Origin of the sequence: Sphingomonas hankyongi (genome assembly GCF_023516575.1) — a bacterium.
Classification (GTDB): Bacteria; Pseudomonadota; Alphaproteobacteria; order Sphingomonadales; family Sphingomonadaceae; genus Sphingomicrobium; species Sphingomicrobium hankyongi.
In genome coordinates this window covers 544,295-565,534 of sequence record NZ_JAMGBE010000002.1, presented here as the reverse complement: position 1 = coordinate 565,534, position 21,240 = coordinate 544,295, and the positions used below count along the sequence as shown (strand labels likewise).

Annotated in this window: 20 protein-coding genes; 7 read left to right on the top strand and 13 right to left on the bottom strand. The window is 64.0% G+C overall.

Annotated elements, in window-relative coordinates; translation table 11 throughout:
• Nucleotides 1–101: 101 nt before the first annotated feature.
• The 3 genes from LZ538_RS07495 to LZ538_RS07485 are packed head-to-tail and all read right to left on the bottom strand — an operon-like array spanning nucleotide 102 to nucleotide 4,832.
• Nucleotides 102–3,518 (bottom strand): chromosome segregation SMC family protein, encoded by a 3,417-nt coding sequence (locus tag LZ538_RS07495; RefSeq protein WP_249831365.1) that lies wholly within the window; start codon nucleotides 3,516–3,518, stop codon nucleotides 102–104.
• 22 nt (nucleotides 3,519–3,540) lie between these two features.
• Nucleotides 3,541–4,293 carry a thioredoxin domain-containing protein gene (locus tag LZ538_RS07490; RefSeq protein WP_249831364.1) on the bottom strand — a complete coding sequence of 251 codons (753 nt, stop codon included), beginning with the start codon at nucleotides 4,291–4,293 and terminating at the stop codon, nucleotides 3,541–3,543.
• 5 nt (nucleotides 4,294–4,298) lie between these two features.
• Nucleotides 4,299–4,832, bottom strand: a complete 534-nt coding sequence (locus tag LZ538_RS07485) for a DUF721 domain-containing protein (RefSeq protein WP_249831363.1) — start codon at nucleotides 4,830–4,832, stop codon at nucleotides 4,299–4,301.
• Nucleotides 4,833–4,877: 45 nt separating this feature from the next.
• Here LZ538_RS07485 and LZ538_RS07480 point away from each other — a divergent pair, with 45 nt between their 5' ends.
• Both LZ538_RS07480 and LZ538_RS07475 read left to right on the top strand, forming a co-directional pair.
• On the top strand, nucleotides 4,878–5,873 hold the full coding sequence (locus LZ538_RS07480) for an A/G-specific adenine glycosylase (protein WP_249831362.1): 996 nt from the start codon (nucleotides 4,878–4,880) through the stop codon (nucleotides 5,871–5,873).
• 73 nt (nucleotides 5,874–5,946) lie between these two features.
• Nucleotides 5,947–6,612: a c-type cytochrome gene (locus LZ538_RS07475; protein WP_249831361.1), complete on the top strand. Its 666-nt coding sequence runs from the start codon at nucleotides 5,947–5,949 to the stop codon at nucleotides 6,610–6,612.
• Nucleotides 6,613–6,614: 2 nt separating this feature from the next.
• Here the strand turns inward: LZ538_RS07475 and LZ538_RS07470 are convergent, their stop codons facing one another.
• The 3 genes from LZ538_RS07470 to creD all read right to left on the bottom strand — a co-directional run bounded on the left by LZ538_RS07470 (nucleotide 6,615) and on the right by creD (nucleotide 10,786).
• Nucleotides 6,615–7,517: an LOG family protein gene (locus LZ538_RS07470; protein ID WP_249831360.1), complete on the bottom strand. Its 903-nt coding sequence runs from the start codon at nucleotides 7,515–7,517 to the stop codon at nucleotides 6,615–6,617.
• 58 nt (nucleotides 7,518–7,575) lie between these two features.
• A complete protein-coding gene (locus LZ538_RS07465; RefSeq protein WP_249831359.1) occupies nucleotides 7,576–9,276 on the bottom strand; it encodes a hypothetical protein in 1,701 nt (566 codons plus the stop codon).
• Nucleotides 9,277–9,376: 100 nt separating this feature from the next.
• On the bottom strand, nucleotides 9,377–10,786 hold the full coding sequence (gene creD, locus LZ538_RS07460; protein WP_249831358.1) for a cell envelope integrity protein CreD: 1,410 nt from the start codon (nucleotides 10,784–10,786) through the stop codon (nucleotides 9,377–9,379).
• Between the two features lie 132 nt (nucleotides 10,787–10,918).
• Between creD and LZ538_RS07455 the strand changes: the two genes are divergently transcribed.
• Both LZ538_RS07455 and LZ538_RS07450 read left to right on the top strand, forming a co-directional pair.
• Nucleotides 10,919–11,611 (top strand): pirin family protein, encoded by a 693-nt coding sequence (locus tag LZ538_RS07455; RefSeq protein WP_249831596.1) that lies wholly within the window; start codon nucleotides 10,919–10,921, stop codon nucleotides 11,609–11,611.
• Between the two features lie 127 nt (nucleotides 11,612–11,738).
• Nucleotides 11,739–12,938, top strand: coding sequence for a hypothetical protein (locus LZ538_RS07450; RefSeq protein WP_249831357.1), 1,200 nt, complete (start codon nucleotides 11,739–11,741; stop codon nucleotides 12,936–12,938).
• Here LZ538_RS07450 and LZ538_RS07445 read toward each other — a convergent pair.
• The 5 genes from LZ538_RS07445 to LZ538_RS07425 all read right to left on the bottom strand — a co-directional run bounded on the left by LZ538_RS07445 (nucleotide 12,935) and on the right by LZ538_RS07425 (nucleotide 15,809).
• Nucleotides 12,935–13,552 carry a DNA-3-methyladenine glycosylase family protein gene (locus tag LZ538_RS07445; protein WP_249831356.1) on the bottom strand — a complete coding sequence of 206 codons (618 nt, stop codon included), beginning with the start codon at nucleotides 13,550–13,552 and terminating at the stop codon, nucleotides 12,935–12,937. The genes LZ538_RS07450 and LZ538_RS07445 overlap by 4 nt on opposite strands.
• A complete protein-coding gene (gene rlmB, locus LZ538_RS07440) occupies nucleotides 13,552–14,295 on the bottom strand; it encodes a 23S rRNA (guanosine(2251)-2'-O)-methyltransferase RlmB (protein WP_249831355.1) in 744 nt (247 codons plus the stop codon). Before rlmB ends, LZ538_RS07445 begins: the two co-directional genes overlap by 1 nt.
• 41 nt (nucleotides 14,296–14,336) lie before the next feature.
• Nucleotides 14,337–14,774 carry a hypothetical protein gene (locus tag LZ538_RS07435; protein WP_249831354.1) on the bottom strand — a complete coding sequence of 146 codons (438 nt, stop codon included), beginning with the start codon at nucleotides 14,772–14,774 and terminating at the stop codon, nucleotides 14,337–14,339.
• A 44-nt stretch (nucleotides 14,775–14,818) separates the two neighbouring features.
• Nucleotides 14,819–15,169 carry a hypothetical protein gene (locus LZ538_RS07430; protein ID WP_249831353.1) on the bottom strand — a complete coding sequence of 117 codons (351 nt, stop codon included), beginning with the start codon at nucleotides 15,167–15,169 and terminating at the stop codon, nucleotides 14,819–14,821.
• A 73-nt stretch (nucleotides 15,170–15,242) separates the two neighbouring features.
• A complete protein-coding gene (locus tag LZ538_RS07425) occupies nucleotides 15,243–15,809 on the bottom strand; it encodes a response regulator transcription factor (RefSeq protein WP_249831352.1) in 567 nt (188 codons plus the stop codon).
• Between the two features lie 243 nt (nucleotides 15,810–16,052).
• Here LZ538_RS07425 and LZ538_RS07420 point away from each other — a divergent pair, with 243 nt between their 5' ends.
• The gene (locus LZ538_RS07420) at nucleotides 16,053–16,886 is read left to right on the top strand and encodes a porin family protein (RefSeq protein WP_249831351.1); all 834 of its coding nucleotides are present in this window, start codon (nucleotides 16,053–16,055) and stop codon (nucleotides 16,884–16,886) included.
• Nucleotides 16,887–17,021: 135 nt separating this feature from the next.
• Here the strand turns inward: LZ538_RS07420 and LZ538_RS07415 are convergent, their stop codons facing one another.
• Together LZ538_RS07415 and LZ538_RS07410 are read right to left on the bottom strand one after the other, a co-directional pair.
• Nucleotides 17,022–18,194 (bottom strand): tyrosine-type recombinase/integrase, encoded by a 1,173-nt coding sequence (locus LZ538_RS07415; protein ID WP_249831350.1) that lies wholly within the window; start codon nucleotides 18,192–18,194, stop codon nucleotides 17,022–17,024.
• Nucleotides 18,181–19,260: a hypothetical protein gene (locus LZ538_RS07410; protein ID WP_249831349.1), complete on the bottom strand. Its 1,080-nt coding sequence runs from the start codon at nucleotides 19,258–19,260 to the stop codon at nucleotides 18,181–18,183. Before LZ538_RS07410 ends, LZ538_RS07415 begins: the two co-directional genes overlap by 14 nt.
• Nucleotides 19,261–19,412: 152 nt before the next feature.
• On the opposite strand from LZ538_RS07410, the gene LZ538_RS13250 reads away from it, so the two are divergent.
• Both LZ538_RS13250 and LZ538_RS07400 read left to right on the top strand, forming a co-directional pair.
• Entirely contained in the window at nucleotides 19,413–19,589 is a 177-nt protein-coding gene (locus tag LZ538_RS13250; protein ID WP_347402746.1) for a helix-turn-helix domain-containing protein, read from the top strand.
• A gap of 478 nt (nucleotides 19,590–20,067) precedes the next feature.
• Nucleotides 20,068–21,204, top strand: a complete 1,137-nt coding sequence (locus LZ538_RS07400) for a tyrosine-type recombinase/integrase (RefSeq protein WP_249831348.1) — start codon at nucleotides 20,068–20,070, stop codon at nucleotides 21,202–21,204.
• Nucleotides 21,205–21,240: the final 36 nt, after the last annotated feature.

The window sequence follows — 21,240 nt, the reverse complement described above, 5'->3', positions numbered from 1 at the left end:
TGTTGAGCAATGACCGCCGACTATCGTTATTGATAGTCATTCGCAATAGCATTCAATCTACAGAATTCTCCGCCACCTCGAAGTATCTCGGTAATCGGCGTTTATTCCGCGGCGAGGAGCGTCTCGGCGCCACCCAGATCGACCGAGACCAGGCGGCTGACCCCCTTTTCGATCATCGTCACGCCGTAGAGCCGGTGCATCCGGCTCATTGTCACCGCATTGTGCGTGACGATCAGGTAACGGGTGTCGGTTTCCTGCGTCATGCGATCGAGGAGGTCGCAGAAGCGCTCGACATTGGCGTCGTCCAGCGGTGCGTCGACCTCGTCGAGAACGCAGATCGGGGCTGGGTTGGTTAGGAAGATCGCAAAGATCAGAGCCACCGCCGTCAGCGCCTGCTCGCCACCCGAAAGCAAAGTCAGGGTCGAGAGCCGCTTGCCGGGCGGCTGCGCCATTATCTCAAGCCCGGCCTCCAGCGGATCGTCGCTTTCAACCAATTGCAGGTGGGCCTGCCCGCCGTCGAACAGGGTGGTGAACAGCCGACGGAAATGGGCGTCCACTTTCTCATAGGCCTCAAGCAAACGGACGCGGCCTTCGCGGTTGAGGTTGCCGATCGAGCCACGAAGGCGATGGATGGCCTGCGTCAGCTCCTCGGCCTCCGCGGCGCCCTTGCCGCGAGCTTCGTCGAGCTCGGCGAGCTCCTTTTCAGCGATCAGGTTAACGGGGCCGATCCGCTCACGTTCTGCCACCAGCCGCTCAAGCTGCGTGGCTTCCACGTCAGCGTCCGCTACTTCCGTCGGGTCGAACGCAAATAATTCGGGCAACCGCTGCGGAACGCATTCGAACTTGTCGACGCTGCTTCGAGCAAAGTCGGAGCTGCGCGCTTGTTGCGCCTCCGCTCGCGCCGCCGCCGATGCTCGCCGTTCGCGCGCGTCCGCGAACCGTTCGTTGGCCGCGGACACTTCAGTTGATGCAATGACGACCGCTTCCTCAGCCTCCCGCTCTGCAGCAGCCGCCTCGCCAACGCGGACCTGGCTCTCGCTGTTGGCTTGCTCCAGCTCGCCTATGCGGCGGTCGAGCTCAGCAGGTTCCTGCTCAAGTTCATTGCGTTCGGCCGCCAGTTGCTCGCGCCGTTCGATGGCCTGAGAAAGCCTCTGCTCGGCGTCGCTTTGCCGCTTGCGCCACTCCGATTGCTCTCGACCGGCAGTCGCGTGCCGCTCGCGGTCCGACGCAGTTTCGCGCGAGCGCGTGGCGATCTCAGCGCGCTTTTCGGCAACCGTCGTAGATGCGGCGCCGGCTTTCTCACGGGCGGCAATGACTTCCTGCTCCAATGCCGCTGGGTCGGGAAGCGCGGTAAGCGCTCGCTCGGAAGCTTTTACAGAATCCAGGGCGGCCTCGATCACCGGACGGAGTTCGCCTTCGCGTTGCGTCAGGCTCAAGCGATGCGCTTCGATCCGCTCCAGCGCGGCGGTTGCGGCATCACCGGCGCGGGCTGCGTCGCGCGCGTCGCGTTCGGCCGCCAGCGCGGCATGGCGAGCCTGTTCGGCAAGTGCCCGCGACTGTTCCATCGCCGCCAACGCCTCGTCTCGCTGGGCCGCACATTCCTTGGACGCTTCTTCGAGCGACGGCAGATCGCGCGCGAGCTCCGCCAGGCGGTTCGCTCGAAGGAGCCGCTCTGCCGCCGCCGCGCCAGATCCGATCGCCACGAACCCGTCCCAGCGACGGAGCGCCCCTTCGCGGGTGACGAGCCGCTGACCGACCGCAAGCCGCTGCCCCGTGTCTTCATCGGCCACCGCGATCTGTCGCAGACGACGCAACAGCTCAGTGGGCGCGCTGACATGGTCCGCGAGGCACTCCGTTCCGGCGGGCAGCGCTGGGTCGCCATCCTGCAGTTCGCTTCCCTGCCACCGCCGACCTCCCTCAGCTCCGACGGCGGCGTCCGCGTCCTCACCCAGGGCAGCCGCCAGCGCTCGTTCATAGCCGGGCTGCGCCCTCAGGCTGGCGATGACTCCGCCGGCGCCATGTTCGAGCGCCCGGGCAAGCGCTTCATGCTCCGACTTGGCGGCGGAAAAGGTTGCGCGCGCCGCCGCAAGCCTGCTTTCGGCCGCATCGCGCTGTTCGGCGGCGCCGGCACGTGCCTCCTCGGCGGTAGCGCGCTGGGCCTCGGCCTCGGCAAGTTGTCGCGACGCGGCCTCAGCCTTTGCCTGAGCCTCGTCCCGGGCTGCCTCATGATCGACGCCCCCGCCGAGAGCTTCGAGCTGCTGGGCAAGCTTCTGCCGCTCCTGCTGCACGCGCACCGATTGCGCTTTCGCGGATTCAAGCGCCGCTTCCGCGACCCGGCGCTCCGCCCGCATCGCCGCCTGACGCGCGAGCAGTTCGGCAAGCGCCGCCTCGGCATCGCGGGAGAGGGCCTCCGTCGCCGTCAGCTCGGCCGCCAGGCGCGCAGCGATGGATTCCGCGTCGTCCAGCCGCTGCGTGATGACTTGGCGCTCTTCCTCCAGTTGCGCGATGGCGCGCGCGGCGTCCCCCTTAAGCGCTTCTTCGCGACCGATGTCCGCTGCCAGAGCCGCATCGAGCCGTTCGAGCTCCAGAAGCCGGCGGGCCACCGTGTCGCGCCGCGCTCGCGCCGTCGCGAGTTGATGGGCAAGCTCATGGGCCTGCTCGCGCATTTGCGTCAGCGCGTTGCGTTTGTCGGTCAGCAGCACGTTGGTGCGTTCCTGTGCTGCCTGGGCGTCGGCAATCGCGGTCTGGATGGCGGCGACCGCGTCGCCTGCTCCCCTCGCGTCGGCGAGCGCGGCCTCGGCCGCCTTTTCGGCCTCGGCCCAGCGCGCGTGAAGCAAACGCGCCTCAACCAGGCGTATCTGGTCAGTAATCTTGCGATAGCGCTCGGCCGCGCGAGCCTGGCGCCTCAATTGCGCTGCGCGTTGCTCCTGATCGTTGAGCATTTCACCGAGGCGGGCGAGATTGGCTTCCGTCGCTCGCAGCTTCTGCTCGGCGTCCTTGCGGCGCGCATGCAGCCCGGAGATGCCCGCAGCTTCTTCAAGAAGAAGGCGCCGTTCGACCGGCTTGGCTGCGATGACCGCCCCGATCTTGCCCTGGCTTACCAGCGCCGGCGAATGAGCGCCTGTCGCCGCGTCGGCAAACAGCAGCGAGACATCTTTCGCGCGCACGTCCCGGCCGTCGATGCGGTACGCCGAACCGGTCCCCCGCTCGATGCGGCGCGTGACCTCGCTCTCGCCCGCCGCGGAATTTTCATCCGCGTCCCGCTCAAGGAGAATCGAGACTTCGGCGAAATCGCGCGGTGGTCGCGTCGCGGTCCCTGCGAAGATCACGTCGTCCATCCCGCCGCCGCGCAGCGACTTGGGGCTGGACTCCCCCATCGTCCAGCGGATTGCTTCGAGAAGGTTCGATTTGCCGCAGCCGTTGGGCCCGACGACACCCGTCAGCCCCGGCTCGATCCGCAGTTCGGCAGGCTCTACGAAGCTCTTGAAACCGCTGAGCTTGAGCCTCCTGATCCGCAACTCTTTACCCCCCGTAGCCCCGCTAGCCGCGCTCGCCGAGCGCGTTGCGAAGCTGCGGCTCGAGCGCTTCCCAGGTCGCCGTTTTTTCGACCATCTTCCCGTTGATCACGAACGTTGGCGTGCCCTGGAAGTCCGGGAATTGCGTGGTCGCATCGCTGGTCATTTGCACCAGCTGGTTCACGCTGTTCTCGTTGGCCAGGCACTGTGCGCTCTTGGCCTGCGGGACGCCGCGCATTGCCGCCCAATCCTGGAATCCGGCGAGCTTCGCGACCTGCACGAACTGCTGGTTGGGCGGCAGGTTCTGGAGCTGCTCCAGTTGCGCCTGGTCCGTCGCCTGGATCTTCGCAACCCAGGTCGGCTGGTCCTTGTACAGGGCGCGGGTCAGCGGAAAGAAGCTCCCGGCGCCGTTGCAGCGCGCGAGCAGCGCCGCCGTGAGGTCGAACGGATCGCGGATATAATTGCGGAATTCCCAGCTGACCTGGCCCGTTTTCACATAGCGGTCGATCAGGGCCTGACCGCCCTTCTCGTCGAACTCCCGGCAATGCGGGCAGGTCATCGATCCGAATTCGAGCAGCTTCACCTTTGCATCCGGATTGCCCATCAGGAATCCGCCCTCTGGCGTGGCTGTTACAGTCTGCGTCCAGTCGCCTCCCTTCGGGGCCGCGATTGGCGTGATGTTCAGCGGTGCATTGGTTGCAGCGTCGCTGTCTTTGGAGTTGCAGCCGGCCATCGCGACGACGGCAATGGCGCAGGCAAGAAATTTCGTGGGCTTCATTTGTTTCACTTGCTCCGCTCGATCACGGGAATGGGTGTTTCGCCGTCTACAGGAAGCGACGGCGGCCCGCTGGTAGCGGCTATTCTCGCCGCAAGCGACTCCAAGCATGCGCGCAGCTCCGGGTCGGCGATCTCTCGCAACCCTTCGCCGAGATCCTTGGGCACCGGGCGCAAGTCAGGCCGCTTCGGTTTGAGCGCCTGCGCCTGAGGCTTTCCCTGCCTGAAGACGATCCGGTTGATCGCGGCATGACCGAAGAAACGGTTCACGCGCTCGACGATCATCGGCGTCAGATGCTGGATCAGTGGGGCGTGCGCGCCATCGACGAGAAGGGTCAGCACCCCGCACGATTTCCTGCCCGTCGGAAAACGAATGGATTCGGGCGATGACACCCTCGCATAGCGCTCGCCCACGATTTCGGCCCACCTGCTGACGATCGCGCTTTGCACGAAGCCGAATCGTCGAAAGGATTGTCCGCCGATATCGCCGACCAGGTCCCCGGCGCGACGCGTGCGGCAGCTCCTTTCAGGCTGGTCTTTCAAGGGCTTTTGCTTCGTCATCGGTGGCGAGCATGCCATAGCGGTTACGTGACCGCCAACGCCTCAGAGCGCCTGCTCCAACATTATGTGGATAACTTCCGGCGTCTTCCATGGCGCTCGGCCCCGGGCACGCCGCCGCCGCCCGCCTATCGTGTGTGGCTGAGCGAGATCATGCTTCAGCAGACGACGGTTGCCGCCGTTACGCCCCGATTCGAGCGATTCGTCACGAGGTGGCCGACGGTGGAGGCGCTGGCTGAAGCGAAGGACGAGGATGTCCTCTCGGAATGGGCAGGCCTCGGTTATTATGCGCGCGCTCGCAACCTGATCGCCTGCGCCAGAAAGGTTGCGCGTCGCGGAGGCTTCCCGGAGACAGCGGCGGATCTCCGCTCGCTTCCTGGGATAGGCGATTATACTTCGGCGGCGATTGCAGCGATCGCCTTCGGCGAGGATGCCGCAGCCGTCGATACGAACGTCGAGCGCGTCGTCGCGCGACTGCATGCCATTGACCGGCCCACCCGCGCCCAGATCGAGCAGCTCGTCCGGGACATGCTTCGGAGCGGAAGGGCGGGGGACCTTGCCCAGGCGCTGATGGATCTCGGGGCCACGATCTGCCGGCCGAAGAATCCACTCTGCGCGTCATGCCCAATCGCCGCCGATTGCGCGGCCTTTGCAAGCGGGATTCCGGAGCGCTTTCCCCTACCCAAGCCAAAGCGGGTGCGCCCGCTGCGTCATGGCGTTGCCTACTGGATCGAGCAGAGAGATTGCGTCTGGCTAGTGCGGCGCCCGGCAAAAGGGTTGCTGGGCGGCATGGCGGCATTGCCGGGCAGCGAATGGCAGGATGGACCGCTGCCGGTGAGGCCAGCGGTTCGCCACATCTTTACGCATTTCGCGCTGGAGCTTGGGATCGAGCGCCGTTCCTCTGCGATTGGCGACGGCTGGTGGCAGCCGCTGGACACACTTGAGGATGCAGGCTTGCCGACCCTTTATCGCAAGGCCGTCGCGGCGTTCCTGACCGACCGCTCGTCTCGACGCCGCGCCGCTTGAAGATGGGCAAAGTCGCCCCTAAAGGGCGGCCAATATCCAACCCTCTCGCATTCCGAGAAACCAGGGAAAATTCATGGACGATCGTTTCAACACCATTGCCGGCTGGGTGCTGTTCGCGGGCATTGTCGCACTCGGTTCGTCCATCGTAGCGAGCGAGGTGTTCCACAGCGAACGGCCCGAGAAGATGGGCTATCCGATCGAGGGCGTACAGCTTGAGGGTGAAGGTGGCGCGGCAGAGGCTGAGAAGCCGATCGCTTTCTACCTGGCGAGCGCCGACCCGGCCAAGGGCCAGCAAGTCTTCAACAAGTGCACGGCCTGCCACAATGCCGAGAAGGGCGGGGCGAACCAGCTCGGCCCGAACCTCTGGGGCATCCTCGGCGAGCCGGTCGGCAAGGGCAAAGGCTTTGCTTTCTCGCCGGCGCTTGCGGAAAAGGGCGGCAACTGGAGCTGGGATACGCTGGGCGCCTGGCTGCATAGCCCCAAGGCGTTCGCGCCGGGCACCAAGATGACCTTCGCCGGCATCAGCAATCCGCAGGATCGCGCCAACGTGATCGCCTTCCTCAACACCAAGAGCGATGCACCGCAGCCGCTTCCGGCTGCGCCAGCCGAAACCACGGACGCTTCCGCCGAGAAGCCCGGAACGGGTCCGAACAACGGCCCGCAGACTGCGGAAAAGGAGCCGCAGGGCAAGGGTCCGCCGACCGGCGAGGCCGCTCCCGCCGAGGCCAAGAAGCCCTAAGCCTAGCTCCCGTCGGCGACGGAGCTTTCCTCGTCCTTGTCCTCGCCGCGCTCGTAGAAGCGCGTGACGAAGTCCCAAGCCTCCTGCGCGTCCTCGCTCCAATGGATGAGGTCCAAATCGTGCGGTGAGATCACGCCTTCGTCGGCCAGCCCCTGGAAGTTGACCATGCGGCTCCAGAAGTCCTTCCCGAAAAGCAGTATCGGCAGGGGGCGAACCTTGCCCGTCTGAATGAGCGTCAGCAGCTCGAACAATTCGTCGAAGGTCCCGTAGCCGCCGGGGAATACGGCCACCGCGCGCGCGCGCAGGAGGAAATGCATCTTCCGCAGTGCGAAATAGTGAAACTGGAAGCTGAGGTCCGGAGTGACATATCGGTTGGGCAGCTGCTCGTGGGGCAAGACGATGTTTAGGCCGATCGTCTCCTCGCCCTCTTCGACCGCGCCACGATTGGCGGCCTCCATAATCGATGGTCCGCCGCCGGAGCAGACGACGAAATGGCGGTTGCCCTCTTCGTCCTTACCGCCGGCCCTGCTCGCGAGCCGGGCGAGCGCGCGGGCAACTTCGTAATACCGTGACTTGGCCTTCAATCTCTCGGCAACCGCGTGCTGCTCGTCATTCGTCGCCGCCGCGATAAGGGCGTCCGCTGCTTCGGGTGCTGGTATCCGGGCAGATCCATAGAAAACGAACGTCGAAGCAATCTTCGCTTCGTTCAGGAGCAGCTCGGGCTTAAGCAGTTCCAGCTGGAAGCGTACGGGACGAAGATCCTCGCGAAGCAGGAATTCGCTATCCTGGAAAGCGAGCTTGTACGCAGGGCTTTCCGTCTGCGGGATGGATGGGACGTGCTCGGCGGCTTTTGCGTCGACTTTCGACGACGGGAATATGCGCTTGGGCGGAAGGGGCTTGGTCATCGCAAGCCGCCTAGCGGCAATCCATTACAGCGTCACGTCCGCGGCCGGCCCCGAACAGCTAGCGCGGATCCGTGGTCATGGCGGCCCGATGGCCCGTCGCGATGCGCCAATAATCGATCCACCGCCGGCGGACGCCCTCGGCCTGCGTAAGGAGCGCCGCGCTCGGCCGGCGACCACGTTCGACGACGACCACGATGCCCGTGTTGAACCTTCGCTGCGAAACATGCACGCCAGGCAATCGTGGGCCCTCGGCCGCGATCACGTCACGGATCGTGACATTGACCCGGTTCGCCTTGAAAATCGCATGTCCGTCAACGTCGCTGCCGATCCGCACGAGATTATCGAGAATGAAGAAGCCGGGGACTTCGGCGGGTGAGGCGAGGCCCATCAAATAGAGGTCGAGGTAGGAATATCCGCTCGCCGGCACGAAGTAGCCGTCGCGCAATTGCGTATAGGTGCCATCAACATTGTCCTGCCACACGCCCCCACCCAAAGTGGAGGCTTCGAGCGGCAGCGAATAGGGGAAGGCGACCGGCGCCTGCAGGCCTGGCGCCCAGTGCGGCCACGGTCCCAGACGGATGGTCTTACCGTTGACCTTCGCGGTGGCATAAGCCGACCAACGGTGGCCGACTTCATGTCCCAGGTGTCCGATCGCGTAATTGTACGGGAGCGCCTGTCTGCCCAGCGAGGACCCGGCGAGCTGCGGGGTGTAGAAAGCGATCTCGTGACTGTTGGCGGCGGCTGCTTCGGGCGGCGGTCGCTTCTGCATTTCATTGGCGCCGACGAAGACCGGTTCGGCATAGCCCAGTTGAAATCTCCCTTTGGTGCAGCGGCTCTGGAGGATCTGCGGGGACTGGTCGTGCATCGTGTCGCCGATGCCGCTGACCTTGCCGCCCACCGGGCCGTCACTCGGCGGACTAGCCTCCTGCGTATCGACGCGAAAATCCGAATAATAAGCGAGGAAGTCGAAACGGTCACCGAGCGCGCGAATGACCGTGCAGGAAAGGTCCTGCGGCTTCGGCCTGGCGAGATAGTGGAAGGCTTCGTAAGGCGCCGGGAACGGCCCGTCATGCGGACTGACCGATGAAAATCGGACCGCGGCCGCGGGATCGCCGGGCGTCGGAAAGACGCCAACGATAGCGTCCTTCGCCGCGATCTCCTCGTACGACATGTCGATGGAGCCGTCGCGATGGATGACGGCCTGGAAGCGATTGGCGGTCTTGAACCAGGTGAAATCCAGGAGGCTGCCATAGGGCTCGGTCAAATCCCAGGTGATGACCGCCCGGTCCGGGAATTCCTTGAGGTAGCGGGGCCCGGACAATCGGGGCTTCAGGAACACGCTGATGACGGGTGCCGTTACGATCAGTCCGGCCGCTGCCTCCGCCAATTGGTCGAACCGGTCCAGCACGATCCCCGCCTCGGCGTGGCCGTAGGGGTCGGTCTTGACGCCGTCCTGCGCGCCGAACCGGATCGACCCGCTCGTCCCGACAAGGAATGTGCTCCACGATTGCCCTGCGAATGGAAATGCAAAGTTGTGCAATGTCGCCCGTGCGCCCGCGAGTTGAGGGCCGAAGTCCGGATCCCACCGTAGCGGCCCGTTCTCGACTTTGTAGCCGGAAGGCTGCGGAGTGAAGCGGAGCGTTCGCCCAGTGAGGTCGAACAGGTGAGCCTTGCCCAGAGCGCTTTCGTTCAACTCGACGACGATGAGCTTTCCGTGGGTGGACACCTTGCCGATCGAGCGGCCCGGCTCGCTCGACACCTGTGCACGCGCGGCTCCAAAGTCCAAGCACAGCAAACAAAGGAGCAACGCTGTGCGCCACCGGGCCATCGGGGCGGCCTAGCCGCAATCCGTTACAGCGTCACGATGCCTGCCCCTGCTCGCGCCGCGCGCCCCAGTCGATGCGCCGGGTCGCATACATGACCCCCGCGAGCGCCACGAACAGGAGTAGCGAGCCGATAAGAAGCGAATAAGCTTCGAGGCTCAACAGGATGTAGAGCACCGCGTAAAGCCCGACGAGCAGGCCGCCGATGAAGCCCGCTCGGCTCCAGCTACCCAGTACCGCCGCGGAGTAAGCGGTATTCAGCCCGGCGATCGCGCCCGCCGCGAGCACGTAGGCCGGCGTGAAGCCGATCACTTCGGCGAACGCGAGCAGCAGGACGAAGAAAAGGACCAGCGCGGCGCCCATCAGCAGATATTCGACTGCCGACACGCGGACTCCGCCGATCACGTCGAACATCAGCAACGCGAGAAATGTGAAGCCGATGAACAGGAATCCGTACTTCGCCGCCCGATTCACTTGGGAATAGAGATCGACCGGCTGGATAAGGCTGATCTGCGCCGTCTGAACGGGACTGGCATCCGCGGCTACAGGAGCAGGTGTTGCGTAGCGAGACGCAGGTGAAACGCGGTCGATAAGGTTGGAACCGCCCGCATCGCCTGTCGAAACCAGCGAACGGCCAAGCGCCAGGTTGCCGATCCGATAGGTGGCGTCGAAGCCGCCGTCGGACACCGCGCGGCTTGCCGGCAGGAACTCCCCGGCAAAGCTCGGGTGGGGCCATGAGGAGCGAACATGCCAGCGCGTATCGCCTGCGAGCGGCGCCAGACTAAGCGCGGCATTACCGCGGAAGTCGTAATTGAAATCGACGAGAAGCGGCCGACCGATGAGGCCCGACGCGTCGATCCAGGCGAAGAATCCGCGACCGCCACTGCTTCCGCCACCCGGCTGCAGCCGCAACGGCCGCCCATCGACGATCACGCGGGGATTCGCACCGAGCCCCCGCGGGTCGCTCAGGCCGAAGCGAAACTCTGCGCGGCTAAGGTTCATCTGGTCGAGCGCAACGCCGGCGCGCGACAAGTCAGGTGGAAAGGCGAAACGGGAACGGCCACTGACTTTCGCGTCATAGACCACCGCTTCGTAGATCGACCTCTTGCGCACTTCCGGGCCGACATTGGTGGAGACCTCCGCAATCTCGGGCGCCAGCGTCAGCTCGCGCATGATGTCCCGGCTTCGCGTGACGCTTTGCCCGTTTTCGACGACGGTCTCGGTCGCGCTTGTGCGATAGGGAATGACGAGGACCGGCCCTGTCATCGCCTGCGGACCGCCCCAGCCAGCAGTGATCGACTGGCTGGCCTGCTCTGACTGACTCTGGCGGTCGTATACGAGGAACCATACCATGAAGATCGGAATCGCGAGCGCCGCGGCGATCAGAATTGCGATAAGCAGCTTCGTCGCAGGCGTTCGCTCGATACCCGTCTTGAACACGATCATGCCTCCTGATGTGGGAATTCAGCTGCTGCCCCACGTTGCGGGGAAAGGTCATGAGCAGCTTATGAGGAATTGATGAGCTAAGTCACATCGGTGACACTTGAGAGCTTTCGGCAGGCTGGCCATGTCCCGATCATGATCGACATCCGCAAATTCGACAGCCTTGGCCACGCCGATCACGGCTGGCTCAATGCACGCCATCACTTCTCTTTCGCCAGCTATCATGACCCGAGCCGGATGGGATGGGGCCGGATCCGCGTCTGGAACGACGACCAGATTGCGGCGAAGAGCGGCTTCCCGCCGCATCCGCACCGCGACATGGAGATTGTGACTTACGTTCGCACCGGCGCGATCACGCACCAGGATTCCATGGGCAACAAGGGTCGCACCGGGGCGGGCGACGTGCAGGTGATGAGCGCCGGCACGGGGGTCGTGCACGCGGAGTATAATCTGGAGGACGAACAGACGACCTTGTTCCAGATCTGGATCGAGACCGACAAGCCGAGCGCCCAGCCGGGCTGGGGGGCAATGCCCTTCCCCAAGGACTCGAGGAAAGGCAGTTTCCAGCTGCTCGCCAGTGGCGATCCGGCCGACGGTACGCTGACCGTCAATGCCGATGCGCGCATTCTGGGCGCGACGGTCGCCGCGGGCGAATCGATCGACATCGACGTGGCCCCCGATCGCCACCTTTACCTCGTTCCCAGCGGCCGCGTCCGGGTTAATGGTATCGAAGCGGGCCCGCGCGACGGGGTCGCCATCACCGGTGAAGAACAGCTCCGGATCGAGGCCGAGGATGATGCGGAGCTGGTGCTCGTAGACGCTCTCTAAAATGCGTTTCCACCCGCGATTTCGGCTAGGTTCATCCAAGCTATGCTTGAATAGGCTGCGATAGGCGGGCATGTGCCTGAGGCCGCGCGGGATTTCGCGCGATTCAAGGACAAATGAGCGGGTTTTCATGAAGGCGGGCGGGCGCTGGACTATTGCAATTGTTGCTGTCGGGCTTGCGTTCGCGTCCGCACGGGTCTCTGCGCAGGAAGCGGACCAGCCCGCCGCGCCGGCAACTGAGACGATCGGGCCGCGCGACCTCCAGAACTTCAATCTTCAGGGTACGGTCACCCGCTCCGCCGACACGCCCGCGCCGGCGACCCAGTCCACGCCGCCTGCGACCCGCGCAGCTAACGCGGAGGCGCGCCCGGCTCGCTCGCAGACACGGCAGGCCGCTTCAGCTGAGTCCCGGGAGTCTCCCGCCGAGCGCCGGACGCCGACGGCGCAGGCCTCGTCGACCGGCCCTTCGCGCGCGACGGCGGAAACCAGCCGGCCTCACGCCTCGATCACCGCAGCGCTTCCGCCTATTTCTACGGGCCTATCCGGAAATGATGAAGCGCCCGCGAACCCCGGGTTCGCCCAAGAGGAGGTTGCGGCCCCTTCTCTCGCCCCTGAGCATCGCATGGCGTTGTGGCCTTGGCTTCTTGCGGCAATGGCGCTCGGTGCGGGTGGCGCTTTCCTGTTCTGGCGTCATCAGCATGGGCGGCATGCCTTTGCCGGCGGACCTCAGGCGGATGCCTTCGTCGCGCCGGAAGCGGGTGCGCCGCGCCCGCGTCACGCACCATCCGTCCCGCCACCGGCGGCGCCGGCCAGCAATGGCCTGGTCGCAAGCCGCCTTCGCCCCTGGCTGGACATTTCCTTCGAGCCGCTACGCTGCGTCGTGGAAGATCAGCAGGTAACGTTCGAGTTCCAGCTGGCACTGCAAAATACCGGAACGGGCCCTGCGCGTAACGTGCTCATCGAGGCCTGCATGATCAACGCTAGCCCGACGCAGGAGGAGGAGATCAACAACTTCTTCGTGAATCCCGCAGGCAAGGGCGAACGCATCGCAGCAATCCCGCCACTGAAGAGCGTAGAGCTCCGGCCGCGGGTGGTGGTCGGCGTGGACCAGCTGCGGATTCTCGACGCGGGCGGACGCAAGGTCTTCGTACCGCTGCTCGCCTTCAATGCTCTCTACCGCTGGGGCTCAGGCGAGGGCCAGACGTCGGGAGTTTACCTTCTCGGCCGCGACAATAAGGGCGACAAGCTCGCGCCGTTCCGCCTGGACCTTGGGCCGCGTCTTTTCCGGGGAGTTGAAGCGCGCCCGCTTCCACAGGCGGTGCGTAGCTAAAGTACGCTGCTGTTGTAGCTGTGCCAGGCGAGCACGGCCGCTGCCCCGCGATACGGTCGCCATGCCTCCGCAAGCTCGCGCAATTGCTTCTCGCTGGGCTTGGCCGGCAGTCCGAGCAGGCGCCCCAGTTCAACCAGCACGGCCAGGTCCCCGGCAGGGAAGACGTCGGCCCTTCCCTCGGCGAAGAGAAGGTAGATTTCCGCCGACCAGCGCCCGATGCCCTTGATCTTCGTCAGCAGCGCGATCGCCTCTTCATCATCGGCCGGAAGGCTTTCCAGGTCGAGCTCGCCTGAGATGACCAGCTCGGCGAGGCTGCGGATGTAGCCGGACTTCTGTCGGGACATGCCGGCGGCGCGGAGTTCCTCGTCGCTGGCCGCGAGCAGCTTCGCCAAGTCCGGCGGGGAGCCGAAGGCCGCTTCCAGTTTCGCCCACATCGAACGCGCAGCCGCAACGCTGACCTGCTGCCCGACGATGGTACGTAGAAGCGTCTGCGCCCCCCGCTCGCTGCTGCGGGGCTCCGGCACGCCATGCGTCTCTACCACCCTGGCAAAGACCGGCTCACGTTCTGCCAGGGCCTCGACATGACTACGAATGCTCTTCGACGTGCGGACCATCAGGCGATGCTCGCTGCGTACAGGGCGACCGCTGCGGCGTTCGACACGTTCAGGCTTTCGATGGTGTCGCTGATCGGCAGGCGCGCCAGTGAGTCGCAATGCTCGCGGGTGTTCGGACGGAGGCCGGCGCCTTCGGCCCCGAGCACGAGCGCAACTCGCGGCGACCCCAGCGCCTCGCGCAGGTCTGTGTCGGCGTCGCCCGCGAGCCCGATGCGCCAGAAGCCTGCCTCGCCGATCTCGTCGAGCGCCCGGGCGAGGTTGACGACGCGGACCCAAGGGACACGCTCCAGCGCACCCGAGGCGGCTTTCGCCACTACACCGCTCTCGGGCGGCGAATGTCGGTCCTGTGTGACGATCCCGACCGCGCCGAATGCCGCTGCCGAACGCAGTATCGCGCCGACATTGTGCGGGTCTGTGACCTGGTCGAGAACCAGCAATGTTCCGCGTTCGCCTCCCTGGCCCGCGACCTCGTCGAGCCAGACTTCCTCCAGCGGTTCGACGTCTATCACCACACCCTGGTGCGGGGCGTCGTGGGGTACGAGCCGCGCCAGGTCGGTCACCTCGGCCATGGTCAACGCCACATCGTTCGGAAATTGCATGAAGCCTGCCGCCTCTCGGGTGGCCCAGGCGCGGAGGATTTTTCGTTCGGGATTATCCAGCGCGGCGGCGACCGCGTGCTTGCCCCAGAAGCGGGGACGCTGCGGTGTTCCGTGCGACTGGTGCGACTTTTTCCGGCGCGGCATCGCGTTCCCATGGGAGGATGGGACGCGGCGCGCAACAGCCTTCAGGTCGCGGCCGGCCGCAAGCGCTCGCGTCTCCTCCGGTGCTGACGCCACGCACCCGCGAAAAGGATGAGAAGGATCGGGTAGCTCCAAAAGCGCTCGGCCGCGGCATAGGCGAACGGCATAAGGTCGGGCTTAATCGCTTTCATTACGTGCGATACGGTTACTGTCAGCTGCAAACCTGCCACCCACAGAGGCCAGAACCGATCGGATCGAAGCGCAATCCCAAGCAGGGCCGCGAGTACGCCGAGGTCGATGACGAGGTCGCTCGTCTCGATCCCGATGTAACGGTCCTGCGCCGGAGCATGCGACAGGAGCGATGCGATGCTCGCCGCGATGAAGACCAGGGCTGAAAGCTGCTCATATTTCCGGCCTCGCCAGAGCGCATATCCGCACGTGAGCAGCAGGAATGCCCAGAAGATGATGTAATGCGGGATCATGGTGGCGGACCGGACCACATCGCTGTGGCCCGGTCAAAGGCCGTTTACGCAACGACGCGCAGGTCTGGGGCCTGGACGCCGCCTGGAGGCGGGCATTCGTCGACATCGCCCCACGCGACCGTCCTCAAGCCCGGAATGGACTGCTTCGCGGCGGCAAGAGCCGCATGGCAATTGGCAATTCCTCCGCGCGCCGCCACCAGCCCCGACGTCGTCGCCGCGAGTTGTTCGAATGCGGCGTGCGTCGTAACGAAACCGGCGTTCATGGCGCCGCGGGCATTGCACATGCGGGCCTGCAGCTCAGCTAGCTGAATGAGCGCCGCCTCGATGCTTTCCTCGACCGCGCGCACCTGCGTTGCGACTTCGTAAGCGGCATTTTCGATCATCTGTTTGCGCATGACTGCTCCTTCCCCGGCGAACAGGCGCCGGAGTGGCTGTCGGTCTGATTGAATGCCGGCTGGGCAGTAACTTTTACTGGGTCACCAGCCGCGAGAGGCTCTCGAGCCCGGCGAGGTACATGCCCGCCGAGAACGCCGCTCCGATCGCAATTGCCACGATCCAGAACAGCCTCTGGCCGACACTCATCTCATTCCGGGGGTTGCTCCTCGTTGCGAACGGCGGTTGCAGGGAAGGCCAGAATGATGCCGGCCTCTGCTCGGTAAGGAAACCTGCTCCTCCAACCTCCCCTGCGCGGTCAGCGTGCCGAATCTGTTTGCTGACCGCGGCTTCTGGGTGGCTGTCCTGGCCTGCTCCCTCAATGTGCGGCGATTGATGTATCAATCGTTGATATGGTCCCCCGTATTGCGCGACGATGCGCGCGGCCTGGGCTCGCCGGGGAACGCCGAGGATCTGCAACGCCTGGCGAATGCGCTGGTCGACTGTGTGGGGCGAGATGTTCAGCTCTGAAGCTATCTCTTTCGACGAAAGATGCTGATCGACCAGCCGCAGGCAGTCGAGCTGGCCCTGGCTCAACCGCGCAACGCGACCTAAGACTTCCTGACCGGCGCAGCCTGCCGGCTCCCGTGCGGCGTCGACCACGCCACTCTCCTCCCACTCAAATTTTTCCGTCCCCCAAAAACGGCTGCCCGGACGTCCGAGTCAGTCATCACTTAGGTCAGCATTGTCAGAATCGCCAGTTTTTCAAGAATTTTGATCCGAAGCGGATCGGTTAAAGTCCAGGATGCGTGGAATGGCCGGGGCAACGGGTGATCCGGATTGTCCCTTATGGATGATGCGGGTCTCGACGGTAAGCATCCCTGCCTGGGCATCGGGAGGTATGAGATGGGGCATTGTCGCAAGGCCGCTGCGGTCTTTCCGCTGCTGTTCGTTTTGGCGAGCGCCGCCGAGGCAGCTCAACCGGCTGACGCTCCAACCGACACCCCGCCTGTGGAGGCTGCGAGCCCCGAACCGGCCGACGCACCGCCCCCGGCCAAGGACGGTTGGCAGTTCGCCACCATCGGTTATGCCTGGTTCGCCAACGCGCACGGGGAAACGGATGTGATAGGCCCCGCCGCGCCGGTGGGGCTCGACCTATCCTTTTCTGACGTGCTCAAGGCTTTCAAGTTCGCCTTCATGGGCGCCGCGGAAGCGCGGCACGATCGGTTCGTCGCCCTGGGAGACCTGACTTTCATCCACCTCGACACCAAAAAGGGAATCGACATCCGGGAGCAGGATTTCCTGGATGCGGAGCTGGATAGCCGGACTGCGGAGGTTACGCTGCTTGGCGGGTACCGGGTGGCCGACAGCGGACCCGTGATCGTCGACCTGCTCGGCGGGGGCCGGATCAACTTCTTCAAAACGACGCTGCAATTGGACGGTCCCAACCGAAGCGCTGATGGATCGGTCAAGCAGACCTGGTTCGACCCGCTAGTTGCCGCGCGCGTCGGTGTTCCGCTCGGCGGAAAATGGAGCGCGTCGCTGTATGGGGATCTCGGCGGCATCGTCATGGGCTCCGATGTCACCTGGCAGACAGTCGCGGGCGTAGACTATCAGCTGAAGCCCAAGATGAGCATCGGTGCCGGCTATCGAATCTATAAGGTCCACTTCGACGAGGGCGATTTCCTCTACGACGTCGCGCAAAAGGGCCCGATGATCACCTTCCGGACGGACTTTTAGTCCCGTCGCCGTGAAATGGTGGAGAGGGCTGGATTCGAACCAGCGTACGCTTGCGCGGGCAGATTTACAGTCTGCCTATGAGCCGCAGGAAACTGCCATTTTCGGCCGGTCATGTATCATCTGTGTATCGCGGCTCTACGCGAGCAACGCAGCTTCGGCCCCCGCGGCAAGGGCGGCGTCCTTCTTCGCATCAATGATTAGGTGGCCGTAAACGTCGATCGTGAGCTGGATATTCTCGTGGCCGATCCAGACTTGAAGCCGTTTCAGGTCGATCCCGTCATTGAGCCAGTTGGAGGCAGCGACATGCCGCAGATGGTGCCAGTCGTACCGCGGCGCCCAGATGGTGCGGCCCTTGCGGTCCTTGCGGCCGGTGTCGAGTGCGAGCCCAGCCGCAACCTGCACTTTCACCAGCAGGCCTATAAACCCCTTCTGATCAATGACGCCGCCCCGGGCGTTAGGAAACATGAGATTGAGTTTTGATGGCGGGCAGCGCAGCTGCCATGCCTTTAGCGTCGTAGCGAGCCTCGGGCCGATGGGAACGCAACGGTGACCAGCGTTCGACTTCGGCCGACCAATCTCGTTCCAGCGGTCGGCGCGCTGGGTTACTGACAGGCTAGGGATCTTCAAGTCCGCGCTCGGCCATGCGAAGCCTCGCGCCTCGCTGGCGCGCAGTCCCCCGAGCATCACGACCCGGAGCAAGACCGGCAGTCTGGGATCCTCATCACCGAGCTGATCGGCGGCTTCGATCATCGCCTTCAGATGCTCGGCCGGCGGTATCTCGGCGCGCTTTGCCAGCTTCTGATGTTCGCCGCGCGGACGCTTCACCTTCACCGCTCGAGCTACGTTCTGGGCGACGAGGCCCCGCCGCATCGCCTCGGCAAGGATCATCGACAAATGGCGAACGGCCTTGCCCGCCATGGCATGGGAGCGCGTAACCATCATTGCATCGCGGAACTCGACGACCCGGGGCGCGGAGAGACGGGACAGTTTCTCGTTGCCGATCTGCGGCTTGATGTGTCGGTTGGCGATCTCACGGTATGTCTTGAGCGTACCACGGTCGCAGCCGCTCGCCTCGCAGGAGGCGATCCAAACGTCTGCCGCTTCGGCGACGGTGGCGCTCTTGGCGTCCGGAGTGTGAATGCCCTGTGCAAGTTCACCTTCGACCTTGATGCGATACGCGTCAGCGTCCCGTTTGAGGGTAAACTGCTTGTGCTGCCGTTTGCCGGAGCTGTCCGTGTATGAGACCCGGAAGGCATCGCGCTTCTCGCCGGCCGCTGTCGTCCACGCGCGTTTCTTAACGGTCGCCATCCTTGCGCCTCCGCTTCTTGGGTGTGACCTGCTTCTCCTGCTTGGCCTTGTTCCTCGTAGACGCTTCCACCGCGCCGCGGGCAAGAAACTCCGGCAATCCGCTCATGGTGAGCCGGCCGATCATTTCCTCGACGAACTCCGGCCCGCTCATGTTGGCGATAGGTTTGCCGGTTAGGCCCGCGCCGGGCCCGGGCACCTCTCCGGTTTCGACGATCCGTCTGACGCGCTCAACCAGTGCCTCTGCCACTGGCTTGGGCAATCCCTTCAGGCCTTTGAGCGTCTCGGCATGCTCGATGATCTTTTCCGGGGAGTCGAGGACGAGCATGTCCTCCTCAACGGCTCCTTCGACAGTCTCGGTAAGGTGCTCCCTTTGAAGTTCGTCGGCCCATGTCTCGACCTCTTTGCAGAATTGCTGCTGACGCTCCGGCTTCGTGCGCACGATCAAGCTCCAGAGTAGGGCCGTAACATTGATGAGGGAAAGGCGTCGGGTGTGCGGTCCAGCGGTCCAGCGAACGATGTTCTCGCGCACTATGCCAGGGCCACCGTAGAAGAAGGTTGCGGAGGCCTGATCCTCGTATTTCTCTGGAATATCCGTCAGCGATGCGAGCGCGGTGGGATCGAAGAAGAGGAACATCGACATCGGGTCGTCCTCTTCGTCGTGGGTGACCCACTGGCTCCCCGTAGCGACGGTCATGTTCTGGTCGACGCGCTCCCTGTCCGGCAGGAAGCCGCCCTTTTCCATGATTGCCCGCGCGGCCATCGCGACCCCTTGCGCGATAGGGAACTTGTTCAGCTGGAACACTTGGACCACGCGCTCGGGCAGCAGGCCGAGCTGGGTCAGCTCTAAGGCTAACGCCATCTCAACGACTTGTCCCGGCGAGTAGTGAACCGATTTGCCGCGGCCGGTTGAGACGTTCGCGGGGATGCCGAGTCGCTGGAAGTTGCGAAGGCGGGCCTGGAACTGGGTTCGCTTCTCGCTCGCAATCTCGTGGAGTATGGAGAGCCTAGCTTCCATCTCACCGAAGTTCAGGGTGATCCCTTCCGCATTCTCGTCTTGGCTCGGCATTTCCGCGTGAACCTCCGACCCACAATCCACAGCCAAAGTTCAGACGCGCTTCTAAACCCGTTGACATGGAAGCCGTGTCATGTCCTAGTATGATTCAGAAGCGTTTCAAAACTACGCTGCTAATGTTGGCGACTACGGAATAAACGGAGTTCATGCAAATGCTTTCTGAAGACCTAATCCGGGGCGCACGCGGCGCAGCGGAATACACTGGCCTTCCAGTGCGGACGATCTACCACATGACCGAGAAGTCACTCCTTCCTGTGATCCGAAAGGGCCGGGCCCTTTTTTACCGCAAGTCCGATCTGGATTTGGCGTTCACGTCCAAATGACCCGGCGGCGAGCGAATCCGAATCTCATCAAGATCCATCGAAACTACACGGCGCGGGAACTGGCTGACCGCCTTGGCGTGCACAAAAACACAATCCGGCACTGGCACCGGAATGGACTCACGCCGATCGATGGACAGCGGCCCTACCTCTTCAAAGGGGCTGCCGTGCGCGCCTTCCTAGTCGCCCGTTACGCGAAACGAAGACGGCCTTGCCCCGCAGGAACGCTCTATTGCTTCAGATGCCGGGAGGCGCGGCCGCCAGTCGTGACGTGCGTCGAGTACGTCCCAATGCGCTCCGCATCTGGCAATCTCAGGGGTATCTGCGTGGATTGCGGAACCGTCATGCATAGACAGACGAGGCAGGCGGCAATCCACTCGGTTCTGCCGGGAATGCTGGTTCAAATCAGGGAAGCGCCATCGCGATTAAGTGAGTCCTCGGACCCCTCCCTAAATTGTGACCAGGAAAGGCGCTTAGCGACATGACGAAAGCCAACGGCAAGAACGAGCGCATCAAGCGCGCTTACTGCGATTACCTGCGCGAAGCGAACGGCCGGGACGAGGCAACGATCGATCGCATTTTGGCGTCAATCGCGCGCTTCGAAGCGTCCACTCAAAGCAGGGACTTCAAGCGTTTCCATCGTGAGCAGGCCGTCTCCTTCAAGCGTAAGCTCTCCGAAGCATTGAACCCGCGGACTGGCGAACGTCTAAGCAAGTCGACGGTGCTCGCCACCGTCCGCGATCTTCGAGCTTTCTTTCTCTGGCTGGCTCGCGAGCCGGGCTTCCGGTCGCACATAGACTATGGCGATGCGGACTATTTCAGCCTCTCCGATAAAGATGTCGCCGTGGCTCGAGCTCGCCGCGAGCGCGATGTGCCGACCGTCGAGCAATGCCAGCGCGCCTTAGCTGCGATGCCGGCCGATACCGTGCTCGCTCGTCGTGACCGGGCCCTGTTCGCCCTGACGCTCGTCACGGCCGCCCGAATCAGCGCCCTCGCGTCGTTCAGGCTGGGTCACATCAACGTCGCCCAAGGCTTCGTCGATCAGGACGCACGAACCGTTCGCACAAAGGCCGCCAAGACATTCCGAACCTACTTCATGCCCGTCGACGACACGGCCCGGTCTATTGTAGCGCAGTGGGTCGACGAGCTTACCACGGAGCATCTGTGGGGGCCGGCTGATCCATTGTTTCCGAAGACCCAGATGGGACTTGATGCCGACCGCGGGTTCGTGCCCATTGGAATCGCCCGCCAGGCATGGGCATCCGGCGACCGGGCTCGAGACATCATTCAAGGCGCCTTCGTTTCCGTCGGCCTGCCCAAGTTCCATCCGCACAGCATTCGGCACGCACTAATCCGCTATGCGATGGCTCTCGATCTATCGCCCGAGGAAATGAAAGCGTGGTCCCAGAATCTTGGGCATACTGACGTTCTCACCACGTTTCTTAGTTACGGCCAGGTTTCGACGTACCGGCAGGGAGAGCTGATCCAAGCGGGGTCGCTTTTTCCGCGAGGCAGAGATCGGGTCGATGATCGCGCGCTGCTGGAGGCGCTAGCCGCGAGGCTCAATGGTGGTGGCGTCAACCCGGTCGGCGGGGGGAGGGGGTCGGTAGATCTCTAGAAGATTTGCGCAGGAGAGCGGCGCTGGTCAGTTACG

Excerpts from the sequence above, each read along its gene's own strand:
- LZ538_RS07490 (WP_249831364.1), bottom strand. The coding sequence starts at position 4,293 with ATGAAGCCCACGAAATTTCTTGCCTGCGCCATTGCCGTCGTCGCGATG.
- LZ538_RS07475 (WP_249831361.1), top strand. The coding sequence starts at position 5,947 with ATGGACGATCGTTTCAACACCATTGCCGGCTGGGTGCTGTTCGCGGGC.
- LZ538_RS07470 (WP_249831360.1), bottom strand. The coding sequence starts at position 7,517 with ATGACCAAGCCCCTTCCGCCCAAGCGCATATTCCCGTCGTCGAAAGTC.
- creD (WP_249831358.1), bottom strand. The coding sequence starts at position 10,786 with ATGATCGTGTTCAAGACGGGTATCGAGCGAACGCCTGCGACGAAGCTG.
- LZ538_RS07455 (WP_249831596.1), top strand. The coding sequence starts at position 10,919 with ATGATCGACATCCGCAAATTCGACAGCCTTGGCCACGCCGATCACGGC.
- LZ538_RS07450 (WP_249831357.1), top strand. The coding sequence starts at position 11,739 with ATGAAGGCGGGCGGGCGCTGGACTATTGCAATTGTTGCTGTCGGGCTT.
- LZ538_RS07445 (WP_249831356.1), bottom strand. The coding sequence starts at position 13,552 with ATGGTCCGCACGTCGAAGAGCATTCGTAGTCATGTCGAGGCCCTGGCA.
- rlmB (WP_249831355.1), bottom strand. The coding sequence starts at position 14,295 with ATGCCGCGCCGGAAAAAGTCGCACCAGTCGCACGGAACACCGCAGCGT.
- LZ538_RS07435 (WP_249831354.1), bottom strand. The coding sequence starts at position 14,774 with ATGATCCCGCATTACATCATCTTCTGGGCATTCCTGCTGCTCACGTGC.
- LZ538_RS07430 (WP_249831353.1), bottom strand. The coding sequence starts at position 15,169 with ATGCGCAAACAGATGATCGAAAATGCCGCTTACGAAGTCGCAACGCAG.
- LZ538_RS07420 (WP_249831351.1), top strand. The coding sequence starts at position 16,053 with ATGGGGCATTGTCGCAAGGCCGCTGCGGTCTTTCCGCTGCTGTTCGTT.
- LZ538_RS07415 (WP_249831350.1), bottom strand. The coding sequence starts at position 18,194 with ATGGCGACCGTTAAGAAACGCGCGTGGACGACAGCGGCCGGCGAGAAG.
- LZ538_RS07410 (WP_249831349.1), bottom strand. The coding sequence starts at position 19,260 with ATGCCGAGCCAAGACGAGAATGCGGAAGGGATCACCCTGAACTTCGGT.
- LZ538_RS13250 (WP_347402746.1), top strand. The coding sequence starts at position 19,413 with ATGCAAATGCTTTCTGAAGACCTAATCCGGGGCGCACGCGGCGCAGCG.
- LZ538_RS07400 (WP_249831348.1), top strand. The coding sequence starts at position 20,068 with ATGACGAAAGCCAACGGCAAGAACGAGCGCATCAAGCGCGCTTACTGC.